The organism is Terrisphaera buseokensis, from assembly GCF_047521145.2.
Classification (GTDB): Bacteria; Verrucomicrobiota; Verrucomicrobiia; order Opitutales; family Opitutaceae; genus ER46.
The window spans coordinates 13,515-33,053 of the sequence record NZ_CM134186.1 but is presented as its reverse complement, the minus strand read 5'-3'; the positions used below and the strand labels follow the sequence as shown (position 1 = coordinate 33,053).

General features: G+C 66.6%; 16 protein-coding genes. 13 read left to right on the top strand and 3 right to left on the bottom strand.

What is annotated here, in order from left to right:
• The first annotated feature begins 183 nt into the window (after window positions 1-183).
• From ACLJEU_RS00130 to ACLJEU_RS00100, 7 genes are all read left to right on the top strand, one after another.
• Window positions 184-1,710: a glycine--tRNA ligase gene (locus ACLJEU_RS00130; protein ID WP_414662474.1), complete on the top strand. Its 1,527-nt coding sequence runs from the start codon at window positions 184-186 to the stop codon at window positions 1,708-1,710.
• 77 nt (window positions 1,711-1,787) lie between these two features.
• Window positions 1,788-5,450: an SNF2-related protein gene (locus ACLJEU_RS00125; RefSeq protein ID WP_414662473.1), complete on the top strand. Its 3,663-nt coding sequence runs from the start codon at window positions 1,788-1,790 to the stop codon at window positions 5,448-5,450.
• A gap of 162 nt (window positions 5,451-5,612) precedes the next feature.
• On the top strand, window positions 5,613-7,676 hold the full coding sequence (locus ACLJEU_RS00120) for a CHASE2 domain-containing protein (RefSeq protein WP_414662472.1): 2,064 nt from the start codon (window positions 5,613-5,615) through the stop codon (window positions 7,674-7,676).
• The gene (locus ACLJEU_RS00115) at window positions 7,673-8,161 is read left to right on the top strand and encodes a hypothetical protein (protein WP_414662471.1); all 489 of its coding nucleotides are present in this window, start codon (window positions 7,673-7,675) and stop codon (window positions 8,159-8,161) included. The genes ACLJEU_RS00120 and ACLJEU_RS00115 overlap by 4 nt, the downstream gene beginning before the upstream one ends.
• Window positions 8,158-9,036 carry a M48 family metalloprotease gene (locus ACLJEU_RS00110; protein WP_414662470.1) on the top strand — a complete coding sequence of 293 codons (879 nt, stop codon included), beginning with the start codon at window positions 8,158-8,160 and terminating at the stop codon, window positions 9,034-9,036. Before ACLJEU_RS00115 ends, ACLJEU_RS00110 begins: the two co-directional genes overlap by 4 nt.
• A 147-nt stretch (window positions 9,037-9,183) precedes the next feature.
• Window positions 9,184-10,224, top strand: coding sequence for a nucleoside hydrolase (locus ACLJEU_RS00105; RefSeq protein ID WP_414662469.1), 1,041 nt, complete (start codon window positions 9,184-9,186; stop codon window positions 10,222-10,224).
• A 68-nt stretch (window positions 10,225-10,292) separates the two neighbouring features.
• Entirely contained in the window at window positions 10,293-10,946 is a 654-nt protein-coding gene (locus ACLJEU_RS00100) for a DUF2959 domain-containing protein (RefSeq protein WP_414662631.1), read from the top strand.
• A gap of 74 nt (window positions 10,947-11,020) precedes the next feature.
• Here the strand turns inward: ACLJEU_RS00100 and ACLJEU_RS00095 are convergent, their stop codons facing one another.
• Window positions 11,021-11,374, bottom strand: a complete 354-nt coding sequence (locus tag ACLJEU_RS00095; protein ID WP_414662468.1) for a YkgJ family cysteine cluster protein — start codon at window positions 11,372-11,374, stop codon at window positions 11,021-11,023.
• 99 nt (window positions 11,375-11,473) lie between these two features.
• A complete protein-coding gene (locus ACLJEU_RS00090) occupies window positions 11,474-14,347 on the bottom strand; it encodes a TonB-dependent receptor plug domain-containing protein (protein WP_414662467.1) in 2,874 nt (957 codons plus the stop codon).
• 202 nt (window positions 14,348-14,549) lie between these two features.
• Here ACLJEU_RS00090 and ACLJEU_RS00085 point away from each other — a divergent pair, with 202 nt between their 5' ends.
• The 4 genes from ACLJEU_RS00085 (at window position 14,550) to ACLJEU_RS00070 (ending at window position 17,272) form a co-directional block, all read left to right on the top strand.
• Window positions 14,550-15,134, top strand: coding sequence for a DUF4202 domain-containing protein (locus ACLJEU_RS00085; RefSeq protein WP_414662466.1), 585 nt, complete (start codon window positions 14,550-14,552; stop codon window positions 15,132-15,134).
• 208 nt (window positions 15,135-15,342) lie between these two features.
• On the top strand, window positions 15,343-15,801 hold the full coding sequence (locus ACLJEU_RS00080) for a heme-binding domain-containing protein (protein ID WP_414662465.1): 459 nt from the start codon (window positions 15,343-15,345) through the stop codon (window positions 15,799-15,801).
• An 8-nt stretch (window positions 15,802-15,809) separates the two neighbouring features.
• Window positions 15,810-16,352, top strand: coding sequence for a GNAT family N-acetyltransferase (locus tag ACLJEU_RS00075; protein ID WP_414662464.1), 543 nt, complete (start codon window positions 15,810-15,812; stop codon window positions 16,350-16,352).
• A 104-nt stretch (window positions 16,353-16,456) separates the two neighbouring features.
• Entirely contained in the window at window positions 16,457-17,272 is an 816-nt protein-coding gene (locus tag ACLJEU_RS00070) for a hypothetical protein (RefSeq protein WP_414662463.1), read from the top strand.
• 409 nt (window positions 17,273-17,681) lie between these two features.
• On the opposite strand, the gene iolG is transcribed toward ACLJEU_RS00070, so the two are convergent.
• Window positions 17,682-18,671: an inositol 2-dehydrogenase gene (gene iolG / locus ACLJEU_RS00065; RefSeq protein WP_414662462.1), complete on the bottom strand. Its 990-nt coding sequence runs from the start codon at window positions 18,669-18,671 to the stop codon at window positions 17,682-17,684.
• A 251-nt stretch (window positions 18,672-18,922) separates the two neighbouring features.
• Between iolG and ACLJEU_RS00060 the strand changes: the two genes are divergently transcribed.
• Both ACLJEU_RS00060 and ACLJEU_RS00055 read left to right on the top strand, forming a co-directional pair.
• The gene (locus ACLJEU_RS00060) at window positions 18,923-19,180 is read left to right on the top strand and encodes a putative signal transducing protein (RefSeq protein ID WP_414662461.1); all 258 of its coding nucleotides are present in this window, start codon (window positions 18,923-18,925) and stop codon (window positions 19,178-19,180) included.
• 191 nt (window positions 19,181-19,371) lie between these two features.
• Entirely contained in the window at window positions 19,372-19,515 is a 144-nt protein-coding gene (locus ACLJEU_RS00055; protein ID WP_414662460.1) for a hypothetical protein, read from the top strand.
• Window positions 19,516-19,539 lie beyond the last annotated feature (24 nt).

Below are 19,539 nucleotides of genomic sequence, written 5' to 3'. Positions count from 1 at the left end.
CGTGGAGCGGGTCGGAGGTTGGGTCCGACCCGAGGCTGCAAAACTGGTTCGCTCCCGCGCAATCTGCAAATCGCCGCGGCGAATCGGGTCTCACGCGGGTATCCCGGGCGGACCCGGTGTACAGGCCCCGGCCCACCCCAAACCTTGACCCCACCCGGGTCGGCAGGCTAACTCTCACTTCTTATGTCCGCAGACTCCACCGCACCCGCCGTCACCATGGATGCCGTTGTCGCTCTCGCCAAGAGGCGCGGCTTCATTTTCCAGTCGTCCGAGATCTACGGCGGGTTCAACGGCTTCTTCGATTACGGTCCGCTCGGCTCCGAGTTGAAGAAGAACATCCGCGACTGCTGGTGGAACGACATGGTGCGCCGCCGCGACGACGTCGTCGGCATCGAGACGTCGATCATCATGCACCCCAAGGTCTGGGAAGCGTCGGGCCACGTCGCCGGCTTCACCGATCCGCTCGTCGACTGCAAGGTGAGCAAGCAGCGTTTCCGCGCCGACCAGCTGTTCTTCGCTGCGGTCGTCATCGACGGCAAGACCGTCGGCTACGTCAGCGCGCTGGAAAACGAGAAGACCACCGAGGACCTGCAGGCCGCGGCCGAGACGTTCAAGCGCAAGAAGGCGATTCAGGGCACGCTGGCGCCGGTGCAGCCGAAGGATTTCACGGAGGCGCAACCCGAGGAATACGCGCTGATCCCGTCGCCCGCGACCGGCGAGCCGGGCAGCCTCACGGCGCCGCGGTCGTTCAACATGATGTTCCAGACGAACGTCGGCGCGATGACGGACGCCAGCAGCGTGTCGTACCTGCGGCCGGAGACGGCGCAGGGCATGTTCGTGGATTTCAAGAGCGTCGTCGACACGGGCCGCGTGAAGCTGCCGTTCGGCATCGCGCAAATCGGCAAGTCGTTCCGCAACGAGATCACGCCGCGCAACTTCATCTTCCGCTCGCGCGAGTTCGAGCAGATGGAAATGGAATATTTCATCAGCGAGGACGCCGACTGGGCCAAGGCGCACCGGGAATGGATTGAATGGTGCAAAAACTGGCTGCTTTCGATCGGCCTGCCGGAGTCACACCTCAGCGAATACGATCACCCGAAGGCCAAGCTCGCGTTCTACTCGAAGGGCACGACGGACATCATGTTCCGGTACCCGTTCGGCGTGCAGGAACTCTGGGGCATCGCCGCCCGCGGCAATTACGATCTCAACCAGCACGCGACGGCCAGCGGCAAGCCGATGGAGTATTTTGACGAGGCGGCGAAGAAGAAATTCGTCCCGCACGTGATCGAGCCGGCCGTCGGCGTCGATCGTATCCTGCTCGCCGTCCTTTGCGCCGGCTATGCGGAAGAGGACGTGACCGATGAGAAGGGCAACGTCGAGAAACGCACCGTGCTGCGGCTCTCGCCCCGCATCGCCCCCGTGAAGGTCGCGGTGCTGCCGCTCCTGAAGAACAAGGAGGCGCTCACGGCCCGCGCCCGCGAACTCTACAAGAAGCTGCAGCGTCGCTACGCGGTGTTCTACGACGAGGCGGGCGCGATCGGCCGCCGTTACCGGCGCCAGGACGAAATCGGCACGCCGTGGTGCGTGACGATCGACTTCGACACGATTGAAAAGGACGGCTCGTTCACGCTCCGCGAGCGCGATTCGATGACGCAAAAGCGCATCACTGAGGCGGATCTTTTCGCTTTGCTGGAAGAAAAGGTGTACTGAGCCCTTCCGTGGTAGCACTTGCCCGGGCGGCGTCGGTCTGACGTCCCCTGGGCGAATCGCGCCCCAGGAAAAATCCCATGCCGCCGCGCGCCCGTCCTCCGATTGTGCGCAGCGTCCAGACGCCTGAGGCGTTGGGCGCTTTGCGCACGTGGCTGGGCAACCTGCCCACCAGTGTCCGCGAGCGCGGCGAGGCGTACTACGCCAACAAGCAGGTCGAGAAGGTGTGGGCCGGCGCCGATCACTACGTCGAAGCCAAGATCGGCGGCGAGGAGCCGTTCGGCGTCACGTTGTTTCTCACGCTCGGGAAGTGGTCCTCGCGCTGCAGCTGCCCGCGACGCGAAAACTGCTCGCACGCCTACGCCGCCGGCAAGGCCTGGTTCGACGAGGTCGATACCAAGGCCGCCACCGGCAACACCCGGCCCGAAAACGGCGACGCGTCCGCAGACGCCATGGCGGTGGCGATCGCGCCCGCACCACGCCCGACGTTCGCCGCACCGCCCGCCAAGGCGGCCTTCCGGGAACAGTGGACGCCGGTGCTCGCCAAGAAACTGGGCCGCGCCCTCACGGTCGCAGAAGGCAACCAGCTCGAAAATCTGGCCGGGCTCTTCGCGGAATTCGTCCAGGCCCACGGCACGCTTTATCCCGGCACGTTGCTGCGCCACGGTTTCGAGCACACGCCGCCGCGCGGCGCGCCGCTTTATGCACCGGCCCTCGCCGGCTGGTGGGATCACGCCACGGCTCCGACCGACCCGTGGGCGCTCTGGCAGTACATCGCCTACGATCACGAACTCGCCGGCCGGCCGATCCCGGAGGTGTTTCGCCCGCTGACAAACACCTCGTCACTCCGGCACACGATTGAGGAGCGAGGCGTGCAGAACGATCTCGCCGCCTGGCAGCGCGCCCTCGCCGCCACGGACGATTCCACCGCCGTGGTCCGCAGTCACTCCGCCACCGCCGAAGTCGCCGGCCTGCGCGCCCGCATCCGGCCCGAGGGCGGCATCCTGATCGAGACGCGCGCCGGTCCCGGCAAACCCTGGCGTTCGCCGCCGCAGAAGTGGTTTGCCGCGCTGGCCTCGGCCCGCCCGATCGACTTCAACCACCTGACGCCGCCCGAGGCCGCGCTGGGCGTGGCGCTCGCGGCAGAATGCGCCGCCGGCCTCCAGGGGCCGACCGTCAAGCAGCCGCTCGCCGCGGAAGCCGCGGCCAATCTTTTCCGCACCCGCGATGCCCGCGAGGCGATCGTCATGCACGACGGCCGGCCGCTCGTGATCGAGCCGAATCCCCTCGCACTCGAAGCCAGCATCTCGACCACCGCGCGCGATCGGCTCGATTTGCGGCTCGTGACGCCCGACGGCCGTAGTGCCGCTCGCGCGACCCTGGTCACGCTGCGACCGTCGCCGCTCTATTACTTTGAGAATCGCGTGTGGAACGGCCCGCCGCCCACACCCGCGACGCCGCTGCCCACGGCCGCGCTCGGTGACACCCGCATCATGACGCGCCTCCGGGCCGTCGGCCTGCGGCTGCCAGCCGCACTGGAAAGCAACGTGCGCCGCATTCCGCTCCGGCCGCGGTTGAAGTGCTGGCTCACGCCGGCGCCGGACGACGTCGACACGATGGAGTTTCACGCGCAGCTCTTCGCGCGGGCGGACGATTTTCCGATCGAGCAGCACTGGATCAACACCGGTTGGCAGTGGACGCCCCGCGGCGCCCCCGCGCTCCGGCGGCCCGACGATCCGTTGCTGGAGTTCGATCTGGCTGCGGCGCAGGACGCCAGCTCCCGGCTCACGGAATTCGGCCTCACCTGGAGCGACCGGGACACCGACTGGGCGCGACCCGTCGGCGAGGAGTTTCCCGAGGAATTCATCGCGTGGCACGCGACGCTGCCGCCGGGCCTCAAGGTCGACGCCTCGCCGGGGCTCGCGAATCTGCTCGGGCCGCCGTTGCAGGCGCACGTGGAATTTTCCGCCGCGCCGGCGGAAGCGGCCGGACGCGACTGGTTCAACCTCACCGTCAAACTCCGCGTCTCCGACACTACGCTCACGCCCGACGAGATCGCGTTGCTCACGAAGGCGCGCGGCAAATGGGTGAGCCTGCCACGCCACGGCTGGCGCCGGCTGGAACTCGTCGGTGATCCGGCGGGCGGCTCCGCCGACGACGCACTCGATCGGCTTGGGCTCGACACGGCGGACGTGTTGACGGACGGGCGGCCGCACACGCATCGCGTGCACGCGCTGCAACTGGCGTCGGAAGCCGACTTGCTCGAAACGCGTGACGCCAAGCTCGCGGCGACGTTGAGGGAACACTCCCGGACGCTCGCGACGCAACCGACGCCGCCGTTGCCGGAAGGCCTGCGCGCGACGCTGCGGCCGTATCAGCAGGAGGGGTTTCACTTTCTGGCGCATCTCTCGGCGCTCGGCCTCGGCGGGGTGCTCGCCGACGACATGGGTCTCGGCAAAACGGTGCAGACGCTCGCGTGGCTGTTGCACTTGGCCGAGAATCGCGAGGAAGGATCGGGCCCGCTGCGCGTGCTCGTCGTGTGCCCGAAGAGCGTGACGCACGGCTGGATGGTCGAGACCGAACGCTTCGCCCCGTCGCTGCACGCCGTCGCGTACAATCCGTCGCTCGGCGATCCCAACGCGCAAACGTCTCCGGACAACGCCCGGCTCCTGATCGCGAACTACACCCAGCTGCGGATCAACGCCGCGTGGTTCAAGCAGCAGCCGTGGGACGCCGTCGTGCTCGACGAAGGCCAGTTCATCAAGAATCCCGGGAGCCAGGTGGCGTCGGTCGCGCGGGCGCTGTTGAGCAAGCACCGGCTCGTGCTGACCGGCACGCCGATCGAGAATCGCCTCACGGATTTGTGGAGCCTGTTTGCGTTCGCGCAGCCAGGGCTGCTGGGGACGCAGAGTTCGTTCCGCCGTCACTACACGGACACCAACCCGGCGGCGCACACGCGGCTGCACCGGCGCGTCCGCCATTTCCTGCTGCGCCGGACGAAGGCCCAGGCCGCGCCGGAACTGCCGTCGCGCACCGAGGACGATTTGGTCGTCGAGCTCGAGGGCGAGCAGCGCCACCTGTACGACGCCGAGCTCAAGCGGGCACGCGCCCAGCTGCTCGGCGTGGACACGCACCACCAGTTGAACGCCGTGCGTTTCAACGTGCTGTCGAGCCTGCTGCGGCTGCGTCAGATTTGCTGTCATCCCGCGCTGGTCGATCCGGCGCACCGTGATTTGCCGAGTGCGAAGCTCGATGCGTTGCTCGAGCGCGTGGAGGAGTTGCGCGACGAAGGCCACCAGGTCCTCGTTTTCAGCCAGTTCGTCGAGATGCTCGAAATCATCCGGATGCGGCTCGCGGCGGCGGACATCGGCCACCTGATGCTGACCGGCCAGACGGAGAATCGCGCGGAGCTCGTAGACGAGTTTCAACGTGATCGCACGAAAACGGTTTTCCTACTCTCGCTGAAAGCAGCCGGCTTCGGCCTGAATCTCACGGCGGCGAGCTACGTGATTCTGTACGATCCGTGGTGGAATCCCGCCGCGGAAGCGCAGGCGATCGATCGAACGCACCGCATCGGCCAGACGCAGCCCGTGGTTGCATACCGCCTGCTCGCGGAAGGGACGGTCGAAGAGAAGATCCGCGCGTTGCAGAAGGAAAAGGCCGCGCTCGCCGCTGCTGTCGTGCAGGAAGAGTCGCTCGCGAGCATTCTCGATTTGGACAGCCTGCGGCAGATTCTGGCGTAGGAGTCGGGCGGTTCGGGTTTGAAAGCGATCGCCACTGGGACCGCGACCGCCCCCGGTCGCTTCAGTCCAAGGGCGACCGAGGGCGGTCGCGCTCCCAGCCTCGCTCCCAAATTTTCCCCGGGCTTGCCGCAACCGCGCACCGCTGACTTGCTCGGCTGAATCGTGGCCACGGCATCCGGCAGGGCACTCTCGTTTCGCTGGCGCTGGCTCCTGCCGGTCGCGCTGGCGGTCGGGCTTTTCCACGTGGTGCCGATTCGCGCCACGCTCGATCGGGCGTTCTTCGATGCCGGGAGCCGGCGACCGCTGACGTCCACGCCTCCCCCCGACGGCTCCGCCATCGTGCTCATGGACAACGCCACGCTCGATGCGTTGAGCAAGGAGGGCTTCGGCGGCACCTGGCCGCCACCGCGCGGCGTGTTCGCCGCGTTGATCGCCGGACTGCAGCGGGCCGGCGCCGCCACGATCGTCGTCGATTTCGTGTTCCTCGATCACTCGGCCGCGGTGGAGCAGGACCAGCTGCTGGGCGCCCTCACCGCCGGGCTTCCGCACGTCGTCCTCGCGCGCACGCGCACCCAGCAGCCCGCATTCTGGAGCGAACGCTTCCGAGGCGACCACGCGGCGCTTTTCTCACGGCCGCGGATGGGGCTCGCCGACGCCAACACTGACGGCGACGGCGTCATCCGCCACTACCTCGCGCCGGAATCGCTGGCCGCGGCCGCACTCGCAAATCCGACCTCCGCCACCGGCGGGCTGCTCCGCTGGCACGGCGGGCTCGCCGATCTCAACGTCCCCTCGTCACGCGTGCCCGTGTTGTCGGCCGCGAGTTTTGTCCTCGCCGGCCTGCCGACCCTCGGCCGCCTGATGGAAGCGACGCCCGATGGAAATTTCGATCCGCTGAAACTCGCCGCGCGGCTGGCCGCCGAGCCACCGTTGCGCGGCGAGGCGTTCGACTCGGTGCGCGGCCGCATCGTCTTTGTCGGGGCCAGCGCCACCGGTTCCTTCGACCAGAAACCCTTCGCCATCGGCGGACTCGAGCCCGGCGTCCTCGTGCACTGGACGGCGTGGGCGAATCTCGTCCAGGACGCCTTCATCCGCCCCTTGCACCCCGTCGTCGCGCCGCTGCTCGCCGCCGGGTTTCTCGCCGGGCTGGCGCTGCTGACCGTCCGCAAGTCCGGCCTCCTCCTGCCCGTCGTCGCCGCGCTCGCGCTCGCCGCCGGCACGCTGTTTGCCGCCTACGCCGGCCTCTCCCACGGCTGGTTTCTCGCGCCCGCCACACCCGTCCTTGCCACTGGCCTCGGGCTCATCGGCGTGGTGGCCGAGAAATTCTGGACCGAGCGCCGGCGCCGCCACGAGGTGCAGGCGATGTTCGGCAGCTACGTTGCCCCCGAAGTGGTCGAGCTCCTCGTGCGCGATCCCAACGCGATCAAGCTCGGCGGCGAACGGCGCGAGGCGACCGTGTTCTTCTGCGACCTCGCCGGCTTCACCGATCTCTCGGAGATCGTCACGCCCGACGAGCTGCTCGAGCTGATCAACGGCTACCTGCAGGAGACGAGCGACTGCCTGATGGAGTACGGCGCGTACATCGACAAATACATCGGCGACGCCGTCATGGCCGTCTTCGGCGCCCCGCTGGATCAACCGGGTCACGCGCTCGCGGCCTGTCGGGGCGCGCTGGCCGCGCAGCGCGTCCTCGCCGCCCGCAACACCCGGCTCCAACACTCGCACGGCCGCACCCTGCACATGCGGATCGGCATCAACACCGGCTCCATGCTCGTCGGCAATCTCGGCTCGGAGCGGAAAAAAAACTACACCGTGCTCGGCGATGCGGTGAATCTCGCGTCCCGCCTGGAAGGCGCGAACAAGGAATTCGGCACGAGCATCCTGCTCGGCGAAACGACGGCCGCGCTCGTCCGCGACACCCTCGTGGTGCGCCCGCTCACGGCGCTGCGCGTCAAAGGCAAGCAGACCGCCGTCGAGGTGTTCGAACTCGTGGGCGAGCCCGGCGATCTCACGCCGGAGAAAAAGACGTTTCTTGCGGCCTACGGGGAAGGTCACGCGCTTTACACCGCGCGTCGGTTCGCCGAGGCTGCGGCCGCACTGGAGCGCGCGGCGGCGCTCGCACCCGACGACGACATGACCCGGAATCTGCTGACCGAAGCCCGCGACTTCGCGACGACGCCGCCACCCGCCGACTGGCAGCCCATCCTTTCCCTCAAATCCAAATGAAAGCCAAAGTTCCCGGCTGGTTCGCCCTCGCCCTCGCGACGGCCACCGCTCTTCCCGCCGCGTTTGCGCCCGGCGGCGAAGCGTTCACCAAGCGCGTCGAAACCGCGCTGCTCGCCGAACCGAACATGCTGGCGAAACCCGTCGCCCGCATCGGTTACGCCCAGTCCCTCAAAGTCGAAGCCGTCAAGGGTGCCTGGTTGCGCGTCAGCGACGGCAAGAACGCCGGCTGGGTTTTCGGCGGCAATCTCGCCGAGGAGAAACCCTCCGAAACCCGCGGCATGGATGGCCTGCCCGTGGCCGCGAGTGAAACCACCGCCGCCGCCGCCGCCCGCCCGCTCGTGCCCGCCGCCGAGGAGTATTCCGCCCGCCGCGGCCTCGGCAAAGCCGTCGAGGATCTCACCTGGCTGAAAACGCAGGCTGCCGCCGTGACGCCCGCCGACGTGAAGGCGTTTCTCCAGGAAAAGAAGAAGGGGGAATTCCAATGAGCGCCCGCCGCATCCTCCCGGCCGGATTCGCCGTCGCTCTCGCGTTCGGCTCACTCGCCTCGATCGCGCACGCGCAGTTCGGCGGTCTCGACAAACTTCGCCAGGGAATCGACAAGGCCAAGAGCACGACGCAGTCGGTGACCGACACGTCGCGCAAAGTCGCCGACACCGCCAAGGACGCCAGCAAGGTCGCCAAAGGCGTCATGGGCATCGGCCCCGAGGAGGAAAAACTCATCGGCGAATCCGTCGCCCTCGAAATCATCGGCAAGTACGGCGGCCTCGTGCGCGATGACGCGATCGTGAAACGCGTGAACCTGCTCGGCCAGGCCCTCGCCTACTACTCGACGCGCCCCGCGCTGCCATGGACGTTTGCCGTGCTCGATTCGGCCTCGGTCAACGGCTTCTCCGCCCCCGGCGGCTACGTGTTCATCACGCGCGGGCTGTATGACGCCGTCGCCGGCAGCGACGATGCGCTTGCCGCCATTCTCGCGCACGAGATCGCGCACATCACCGAACGTCACGCGCTGAAAATCATCGCGCGCGCCGAATTCGTCGCCGGCACCACCACGCTCGCCGTCAAAAACAACGCGACCGCCGCACAGGTGCAGTCGCAGTTGTCGCAATTCGACACCGGCATCGCGGACCTCTTGAAAACGCTCCTCGAAAAAGGCTTCGATCCCAAGACCGAGCTCGCCGCGGACAAGACCGGCCGGGCGCTCGCGGTCACCGTCGGCTACGCGCCGGGCGCGCTGCGGCAGGTGCTCGTCCAGTTGCAGCAGAAGAAGAGTGATCCGAATGCGACGTTCTCCACGCACCCGCCGCTCGCCGACCGCATCAAGAACCTGCCCAACGATCCCGCGCCCGCGTCGCAGTGACGTCGTCTCAAACCGTCGCCCGCGAATCACGCGAATCCACCCGAATCCGACCCACCGCAACCCGAGCCTTCGCACCAAGCATGGCCATTCGCGTGAATTCGCGTGATTCGCGGGCGGACTGCTTGATCGGTTTAGGTGGGTGACTCGATGGCGCTTCCCAAACGCAAAGTCATCATTGACCAGGACGCCTTCGGCCCGGGCGGTTCCAATCTGCAGTCGATCCTGATGGTGCTGCAGTCGCCCGACGTCGAGGTGCTGGGCATCACGATTGAAAGCGGCGACGGCTGGCAGAAGGAAAACACCGCGCACGCGTTGCGCCTGCTCGAACTGATCGGGCGCACCGAGGTGCCCGTGGTGCCGGGCGCGACGTATCCGTTGATCAATACGGAAGAGAGCACGCGCCGCTGGGAAAAGCTCCACGGCCGGCTGCCTTACAAGGGCGCGTGGATGGACGCCTGGCCCGACTACAACACCGTCCAGCGCACGCGTTATCACGCGCCCGAGGTCCTGCCACCCTTGGAGGAAGGCGACCCGGTCACGCGTCCCGCGGCGGAAACCGCCGCCGCGTTCCTCGTGCGCAAGGTCCGCGAATTCCCGGGCGAAATCACGGTGCTGGCCATGGGGCCGTTCACGAACCTCGCACTCGCCGCGCGTCTCGACGACGGCTTCGCCGCCCACGCCCGCGAACTTGTTTTCATGGGCGCCTCGTTCAGCCCCGAAGTGTCCACCATCGACGAATTTTCGCTGCAGTTCATCCACAGCCCGCGCGTGGAATTCAACTGCCGCTGGGATCCCGAGGCCGCGTCGATCATGCTCAAGGCGGGCTGGAAGAAAATCACCTGCGTGCCGCTCGATGCCACCGCCGCGACGAAACTCACGCCGGCGCTCGCCGCGCGAGCCGGCGCGGGCGACGGACTTGCCGCGCGGTATTTTGCGCGCCACCCCAGCCTCGGCTTTCCGATGTGGGATGAAATCGCCGCCGCCGTGATGCTGGATCCGAGTCTGGTCTCCGAATCGCTGCAGCTCGCGGTCGACATCGAAATCGATCACGGCGCGAGCTACGGCGCAACGCTCAGCTGGGCCGCCGGCGGCGGACCTGGCCTGGGCGAACCGGATGTAACGGTCGTGCGACGCATCGACGTCCCGCGACTCGAGGAACTGTTCGTCGCGCTGCTGCAGCGCCGGTGACGGCACAGCAGGGTCTCGGCCACCGCACCTTGACGCCGGCACTCACGGACGGTTCTCTGGTCAGAAAGATCGTGAAAGCCGCCTTCCGCTCCCTGCCCATCGCACTTGTTCTCCTGCTCGCGGGCTGTTCGTCCGCCTATTACGGCGCGATGGAGAAGATGGGCATCGCCAAGCGCGACATCCTCGCCGAGCGCGTTGAAAAAACCCGCGAGGCACAGACGGAGGCCAAGCAGCAGTTCGCCGACGCGCTCCAGCGCTTCCTCGCTGTGACCAAGAACGACGGCGGCGATCTCCAGAAGAAATACGACGAGCTCAACCGTGAGTTCCAACGCAGCGAAAGTCGCGCCAAGGAAGTCCGCGAGCGCATCGCCGCCGTCGAGGACGTGGCCGAGGCGCTGTTTCGCGAGTGGCAGCAGGAGCTTTCGCAATACACCAGCGCGTCGCTCAAGGCCGACAGCCAACGCCAACTCGACGCCACGCGTCGGCGCTACGACGGCCTGCTCGCCGTGATGCGGCGCGCGGCGAACCGCATGGATCCGGTGATCGCCACCTTTCGTGATCAGGTGCTGTACCTGAAGCACAATCTCAACGCCCGCGCTCTGGCGCAGCTGGACTCGACCAATCGCACTCTCGAAGCCGATATCACGCGCCTGATCGCAGACATGGAGGCGTCGATCAAGGACGCCGACAGCTTCATCAAGGAATTGAAGTCAAAGCCGTGACGAGGCGGCGTCGCGCCGGGTCGACCTGAGCGGGAACCATTCAGTTGTCCGCGCATGGCGCGAGCGGTCGCGAATCAGAAGAGAGTGCGGCGAGCCTTCACGCGGTCCTGTTTCATCGCGAGCTCCCCGAGGCACGCCGGGGTGCCGCGGCCGAGGTCCCGGCAGGTTTGCGGCCGACGTTCGTAGATCGTGCAGAAGAAATCCGCGGAGCCATCCGGCGCGATGCGCTGATCCAGCGCCGCGCAATGGCCGTCGGTCATGCGCATGAACGCGCGGTGGCCGAGGAACTGCGCCACGCGTTCCGCGTCTGCACCGAGCCGGGCCCAATCTTTTCCGGTCACGCGCACGTAATCCGGCGCCAGCGAATAACAGCACACGCCGCAGCCGCGGCAGTCGGTCGGCGCCGTCGCTGCAGGGATGTTCACCATGGGGTGACAGCACATTTCACGTTCGTGTCATTCGCGGCCGTTTGCGCCATTCGCGGGCAACTGAATTTTTCCGGCACCGGGACGGCGCGGACGATGAGATTAGAATTCCAGGGTCGTCGTGAACCGGTAGCTGCGCGGCTCATTCAGGTACACGCGGCGCACGCCGGTGTAGTCGTCGTTGTAGCGACCGATGTTGGCGCGATAGGAGTCCGAGATGTTCTTCACGTTGAGCTGCAGCGTCACGGGCAGCTTCGTGCGCGGCACGCGGGTGCGATAGCCGGCGAAGGCGTCGCCGAGCACCGACTCGTTGCCCCAGTACACCCGGCCGGTGGCGAGGTTCTGACTGAGAAAATTCTTTCCGTTGTAACGAATCGAGCCGCCGACGAACACACCGCGCAGCGGACCCTCGGAAAACCGGTAACGCGCCGTGCCGTTCATCTTATGCGGCCGCGTGCCGAACGGTGAGTTCTGGCGGTCGACCTGGAAGGCCAGCTCGCTCTCGAGCTCCTGCACGGCGGTGTTGAAGGTCGCGAGCTCGGTCGGGTTGTTGGCGAGCAGCTGGCGCCATTGCGGCACGCGCGAGCCGAAGAACTCGAAGACCTCGGTGAAGAAGTTTTCGCGGCGGCGTTTCGAATTCGAATAGCTCGCGCGCAGCGTGAGGTTCTTCGTCGGGTTCGCGACGACCTCGACCTCGAGGCCCTCGGTGAAGATGTCGATTGTGGCCGAGGTCCAAGTGATCGCCTGGCGGTCGTAGTCGGCCTGGGAGATCTTTCCAGCGCTCAGGAGCGAGGTCAGCATCGTCGTGAGGTTGTCGACGCCGAGCGCGTTGCTGCCGGGAAGAATGGGCGAGTCGTTGAGCTGCTTCGTCTCGAACCACGTGGTGCGGACGAACAGCTTGTCCTCGCCGAGAAGGTCCAGCATGACGCCGAAATCCCGGCCGCGCCCCTCGGTGGGCTCGGGCACGTCGCCGTTCGGCAGCACCGTGCGATCGAAGCGCGGCTGGCCGTTGTTCTTCGACATGTTGTAGAAGAGCGACAGCCGCTTCGTCGCGTGCAGGACCGCGCCCGCGGTGAAGGTCGTCGGCGTGTAGTGGTGTTTCACGTACGTGCCGTCGAAGTACCATTCGCCGGCCGCGAGCAGCTTCGAGCGCACGCGCGGATCGTTGGGATCGAGCACGCGCGCCTCCTGCGCGTTCCTGAATGTGATGTCATCGCGCCGCGCCCCGAGCGTGGTGACGAGCCGCTCCTTGAACCAGAAGCTCTGGCTCGCGAACATCAGGGTATCGATCTCCTTCACCGTTTGCGTATTCGCGCGGGCGCGGGAAGCATAGGTCGAGGTGTAGACCTTGCCGTTGAAGGTGAACGGCGCGATCGGCACGCTGGAGTCGCTGGCGTAGTAGGTGCGAAAATCGCCCGGCGTGAGATAGTTTCTCCGGATCACCTGATTCTGCGCGCCCTCGGCGCTGGCGGCGTTGGTGATCGGGACGTTGTTCTCGTCGACGAGGATTTCATCGCGCCAGCGGCGCAGGCGATCCTGCTGGGAGTTTTCCAGCAGCGCGGCGATGCGGTGCCGGCCGTACCACCGGTTCGAACGACCGACATCCCACGCCGCACTGAGCCGGTAGACTTCGTTCTCCGTCTTGATCCAGTCCTTGAACCACAGCGCCTCGAAATACTGCCGGCCGCCGAAGGCGTTGTTCACCGTGCCCGTGGCGCCGTCGGGCCGCGGCAGGGTGAGATTCGGATCGGCGCGCAGGTTGGTGCCGCCGACCGCCATGCCGTTGGCCTCGACGTCATTCTTGTTCTTGAAGTAGGCGAGCTCGAGCACGACCTGCCGGGGCAGACGCTGCTGCACCTGGATCTGGAAGGAGTCGAACGACTGGTGCCGCACGCCGCCGGGGCCGGTGATGTTATAGTCGTAGGGCGAAACGGTCGACGGCAGGAGCGTTTCGACGCCCAGCCGGCCGCTGCTCTGAAACTCACCGCGCAGATTGTAGACCACGCCGTCCTGCTGGTTGAACGTGAAACGGTTGTTTGTGGCGCTGAACCGCGCGGTGCCGGGCAACGCCGCCGTGCCGTCGAACACCCGGCCACCGCCATCCTGCCACCCGGTGATCTGATCAGTGGCGTTCCAGCCGATCGTCAGATTGTTGTCCATGTGACCCTTTTCGTAGGACACGTTGACCGTGGTGTTCTTGAACGGCTGATACGCCACTGCCGTGGTCCAGCGCGCCTGGTCGGTGAAATCCCAATACCGCCAGCCCTGGCTGTTCTGGTAGAGGCCGAGCAGCCGCAGCGAGAGTTTTTTGGGAATGAGGACCTTGTTGTAGTCGCCCTCGTAGCGCTCGTAGTGCCAGGAGCCCCACATGCTCTTCAGGGTCGTGCGATCGCGGTTGAGTCCGGCCTTCTTGCCGGAAAGGGAAACGAGTCCGCCGGCCTGGCCGAGACCGAAGAGGATGGAGTTGGGGCCGCTCGCCACCTCGGCACGCTCCACGTTGTAGAGATCGACCGGGACGCTGGAATCGACGAAGTCGCGCGAGGCGCCGGCGGGCGAACCGCGCATGCGAAACTGGTAGTCGTTGCCGTCGGCACCACGGCCGCTCGGGTTGTTGAAGCCGGCGTTCGCATCCTCGACGTCGATCTCGATGTTCGTCGCGTGGCCGAGCATCTCCTCGAGATTGGTCGCGGCGATGTCGGCGAGAAACTCTGGCGTGAACGCCGACACGGCCGCCGGCGTGTCGCGCAACCGGGAGTTGAGCCGGCTGCCGCTCGTGGTGTTCGCCGCCTGGTAACCGACGTCGTTTTCGGCGCGAACCTCGAAGGGCGAAAGCTCAACCACCGAAGCGGTGGGTTCGGCAGGTTTGGCGGCAGCGGCGGGAGCCGCGGCGTCAGCGCCGCGCACGGGAGCCATGCCGGCAAGGATGAGAACCAGGGAAAGCGCGCGCGCGCAGGCGCCGGGCAGGGAAGCAGCCATGGGTGGGAAACAGCAGGGGTTGAGGTCAACCGGTGTCGCAGACGCCGGTGAGGCGAAACGAACACATCCCGTGCCGGCGCGCAAGGCCGGCAGCCTGGGTGGACACCTGAAAATGCGATCAGGAGCGGTGCGCTCCCGCGAGGGTGCACGCGCTCCGCCCGGGGCTTGCCGCGCCCGCCGCAATGCCTTCCATTCCGCGGTCATGCAGTCCTTCGATCGCGCCCGCGCCCTCATCGATGCCGCGCACGCGGCGGATCCCGTTCGCGCGCCCGACGGCCGCCCCGCCGAGCTGGTCTACGGCGAACGCGTCGAGGCGTGGGTCGTGCGGCTGGTGCCGGAGGCGTCGCCGGCGTTGCGTCTCGCCGCGCGCGCGCAGCATCTCGAACGCTGGACGGTTCCGCGCGCGAGTTTTCCCGAGGGCAAACCCGGCTACCTCGCGTGGCGGCGTTCGCTCTACACGAAGCAGGCCGAACGCGCCCGCGCACTGCTGCTCGAAGCGGGCGTCGACGCGGACGCGGCGGCCGACGTCGCGACGTGGGTTTCGAAGACGGGCTTGAAAACCAACGCCGGCACGCAGGCGCTTGAAGATGCCGCGTGCCTCGTCTTCCTCGAAAACGAGATCGGCGCATTTGCGGCGCAACACGCCGCTTACCCCCGCGAGAAGTTCGTCGATATCCTGCGCAAGACTTGGCGCAAAATGAGCCCGGCCGCCCAGCAGCAGGCCGTCGCTCTGTCCCTGCCGCCTGCGATTGCCGCGCTCGTCCACGAAGCGATCGGCGGCGCCTGAAAGAACCCTGCCCCACCGTGGGCAAGATGCCGCACAGGCGCATTTGATTCACCGCGGGAATTCGCGGCGGTTCGCGTGATTCGCGGGCCGGCGTCTCAGGGAGGGGCCGACGCCTAAACCGGTTTAATGTCGGTTCCCGGCGGGTCGGGCTTGTCGATCGCCCGTTCGTTCGCCCATGCTTTTCCGGGCCGTGCGCCCCTCTCTTTCCATGGTCAAAAAGATTTTCCTCGGTCTGATCCTCGTCGCCGTCGTCATCCAGTTCTTCCGGCCGCAGAAAAACCTGTCCGCGGCCACGCCCAAGACCGACTTGCTGGTGGTCCACGCCGCGCCCCCCGAAGTGAAACAGCTCCTGTCCGTCGGCTGCTATGACTGCCACTCCGACAACACCCGCTATCCCTGGTACTCCGAGATCCAGCCCGTTGCGTGGTGGCTCGCCAGCCACGTCGACGACGGCAAGAAGGAGCTGAACTTTTCCTCGTTCGGCGAGTTGAGCGCGAAGCGCAAGGCCACGCGGATTGAAGCCATGATCGACTCGATCACGACGGGCGAGATGCCGTTGAAGTCCTACACGCTCGTGCATCGCGACGCGAAGTTCAGCCCGGCGCAGATCAAGGTGCTCACCGACTGGCTCGAAGCCCTGCGCGACGAAGTCGCCCCGGACAAATAGTCCCGCCGATGCCTCGCGTGCCCGCCTCGTTTGCCACCGCGCGCCTGACGGCCCGCAAACCGCGGGTCGACGACGGTCCGGCGATTTTCTCCGCGTACGCCAGCGACCCGGAGGTCACGCGCTACCTGAGCTGGCGCGCCTACGAACGCGTTGAGCCGTTGAATGCGTTTGTCCGCGAGTGCGTCGCGCACTGGGAGAAAGGCGACGGCCATCTCGCGTGGCTGCTCTGTCTCAAGGGCACCGATACGCCCATCGGTTCCATCGGCATGAACCTCGAGGGCGGCGGCAAGGCCCTGTTCGGGTACGTGCTCGGCAAAAAATTCTGGGGTCACGGCTTCGCCGCCGAGGCCCTGACGTACCTTGTCGATTGGGCGCTCGCGGAACCGACGCTCTTTCGCGCCTGGGCGTTCTGCGACGTCGAGAACCCCGCATCGGTTCGCGTCATGGAAAAAGCCGGCATGGTGCGCGAAGGCGTGCTCCGCCGCTGGCACCCCTGCCCGTCATTCGGACCGGAACCGCGCGACTGCGTGGTGTGCGCCAAAGTAAAGTAACCTCCGCGCACGGCTCGTGCACCCGATCGCGGATTGCCCCGCGCACCGCGTTCGTCACCCTTCCTGCCTTGGCCCTTGGAAACAAATCGGCTCCACCCTTTCCGATGAAATGTGCCCCCTGGTTTCTCGCCCTGGCTGTCGCCTGCACCTCCGGTCATGCCGCGGAAACGCCCGCAGCGATCGCCGCCGCCGCCCAGGCGGCCCACGGCAAACGCGATCTCGGCACGGCGTCCGCGCTTTATCAGCAGCTGCTCACCGCCGAACCGCCCGCAACGCCGACCGACGAACAGCGGGCGTGGGTCACGCGTTTCGCGCCCCGGCTGCACATGGTGCCACGGGAGTTTTTTCCGCTGAAGGACATCGTCGCGATCGTCCACCCGGAGAAACCGATCATCGCCTATCATCTCTTCTGGGAGGACGACTTCGGTTTCCCGAGTGACAACGACCCGTGCGACCACGAAGTCGTGTGGATCGAGTTCGATCGCGCCACGCAGCGCGTCACCAAGGTAACGACGTACTGGCACGGCCGCCAGGTCAGCACCGATGACGCCGTGGCCGACGCCAATTCCCACAGCGGTCGCGCGTGGATCGGCGTCGAGTGGGGCTTTCACGGCAGCATTCCGTGGCGGGCGATCGGGCAGGTGCCCGCCGTGGACGAGGTGCTGCGTTCGCATTGGAAAAAGGCGCACGACGTGATGAAGACGTTGCCCCGCGATCCGCTCGCCCGCGGCTGGCCGACGGAGTTCAGCGGCGATTTCGCCGCGTTCACGACCTACACCGTACCGTTCGATCCGCGGCCGATGCTGCGCGAACGCGGGCTCGTGTATGTTTCGCGCTGGGCGAACGCGACGATCAATCGCTACTGCCTCCGCTACAATTTTTCCGCGAAAACGGAGTGGCCGGGCCCGACGGCGCCATGAGTCCGCGCGCGGCGATCGATCGGCTCGCCAGCGCGATATGCTACCACGAGACAGGGATTCCGGCCGCGGGTGAATCGCCTTGGGCTCGTCCAGGAGCGCAGGCGTCCCGCCCGCTCCGATCCGATGCCGGCCGGAGGCCGGCGCTCCCGCAAGGCTCTCACGGGAGGCAACGGAGCCAACCGAGCAAGGACCTCTGCTCCGTTTCCTCAGTTTCCTCCTGTAAGATCTGATACCAACCGCTCCTTGCTTTTGGACTTCTGGATCGATCATGGCTACGAGCGCCAGCGAGTGGCCGAACGACCACTCGCTGGCGCTCGTAGCCACGGCTAAAGTCCAAAGGCAAAGAGCGATTGGTATGCGCAGCTGCAGTGAACCTGGTGAGGACTCGCGGCGCCCCCACGCTGCCGGATTACTTCAACTTCACGGGGCGGCCGGTCTTCAGCGACTTGACCGCCGCTTCCGCGAGCACGATTGCCTGCCGGCCATCCTCGGCGGTCACGGGCAGCGGCTTCCGATTCACCACGGCGTGGACAAACGCCGCCATCTCCGCGCGGTACGCCTCGGCGTAACGCTCGAGGAAGAAATAAAGTGGCTTCTCGCCTTTCACCGCCGAGGCGTCCGCCAGCTCGACCGTCGTCGCCGTCCGGTTGCCGGCCAGCAGACGGCCCTTCGCGCCGTGGACCTCCAGCCGCTGATCGTAGCCGTAGGTGGCGCGGCGGCTGTTGTTGATGTGGCAGAGTTTGCCCGAGGCGGTCTTCATCACGATCATCGCCGAGTCCGTGTCGCCCACGCCAGCGACAGCCGGATCCACCAGGCAACTGCCATAGGCAAACAACTCCACCGGCTCCTCGCCGAGCAGCCAGCGGGCCATGTCGAAATCGTGGATCGTCATGTCGCGGAACTGCCCGCCCGACACTTTCAGGTACGCGATCGGCGGCAGCCCGGGATCGCGACTCGTGATGATCACCTGCTCGACGTTGCCGATGTCACCGCGCCCGATGCGCGCGTGCAGATCAGCGAAGCTGGGATCGAAGCGGCGGTTGAAGCCGACAAACATCGGGACGCGCGCCTTCTTCACCGCCGCCAGACAGGCATCGACGCGCTTCAGCGACAGATCGATCGGCTTCTCGCAGAAGATCGCCTTCCCGGCGCGCGCCGCCGCGATCGCGAGATCGGCATGCGTGTCGGTGGACGACGCGATGATCACGGCGTCGACGTTCGGATCGGCCAGCGCGGCCTCCACGCCGGTGACGCGCGCGCCGTGACGCGCGGCGAGCGCGCGGGCGGCATCGGCGTTCACGTCGACGACGTAAAGCAGCTGGGTTTCGTTCATGGCCGCGAGATTCGCGGCGTGAATCGCGCCGATGCGACCGGCGCCAAATTGGGCAAAGCGAAGCATGGAGGGAGAGATGAGCGTTTTGACGATCCGTGGCGAGAAGCGTCGAGCGTGCATGGAGTTGGATCCAAATTCCAGCGGCTTCGCGGCGTTTTCAACCATGGCCCCAAGCGCTGCCTGCGCGGACCGGCGCAGCATCCGCGCCATCAGCAAAATCAGCGGTCCATGGGAGACTCGCGTCACTGGCCGCGACGTTGGAGGGGAATCGGTTCGCGGGCCTCGCCATTCGCCCATCCTGCGTTAGGCTGTCGGCGATGAAAACCGTCGCCACTTGCTCGAACCCCGCCGAAGCCATGCTGGTCAAGTCGCTCCTCGAGGCGAACGACATCACCGCGTACGTGCCCGACGAACTCACCGCGCAGTCCGCCCCGCACTTCAGCGGCTCCGGGATTCACGTGCAGGTCGACGACGAACACGCCGAGACGGCGAAGCGTCTCCTCGAAGAGGCGGAAAACGCCATCGACGCCGAAACCGAGTTGCCCGAGGGCGAGACGCCCGCGACCGGACGCTGAACGGCAGCGGTTCGGAACCCGACCGCGGGACGACGGTATCGGCTTCGCTTGGACCGCTCGGGCGCGACGGAGCCCGGCAGACATGGTTACACCGCGGCGGTTAATTTCGCGGGCTTTAATCGGTCCGGCGCTGCAACTGTACCCTGCCCGGGGTGCGTCTTGCGGCTTGAATCCAAACAAAGCTCAAGCCCATGAAAACCGACTCTTCGTTCAAGCTCGTTGCCGTCATCCTCTTTCTCGGCGTGCTCGTGGCCTTCGTCAGCCCAAGCCTGTCCGTTGACCACTCCGCCTCCGCCAGCGCCGACCACGCCCCGACCACGCATCAGACGGAGTAGCGAACCCGCCACAGGTCCTTGCGC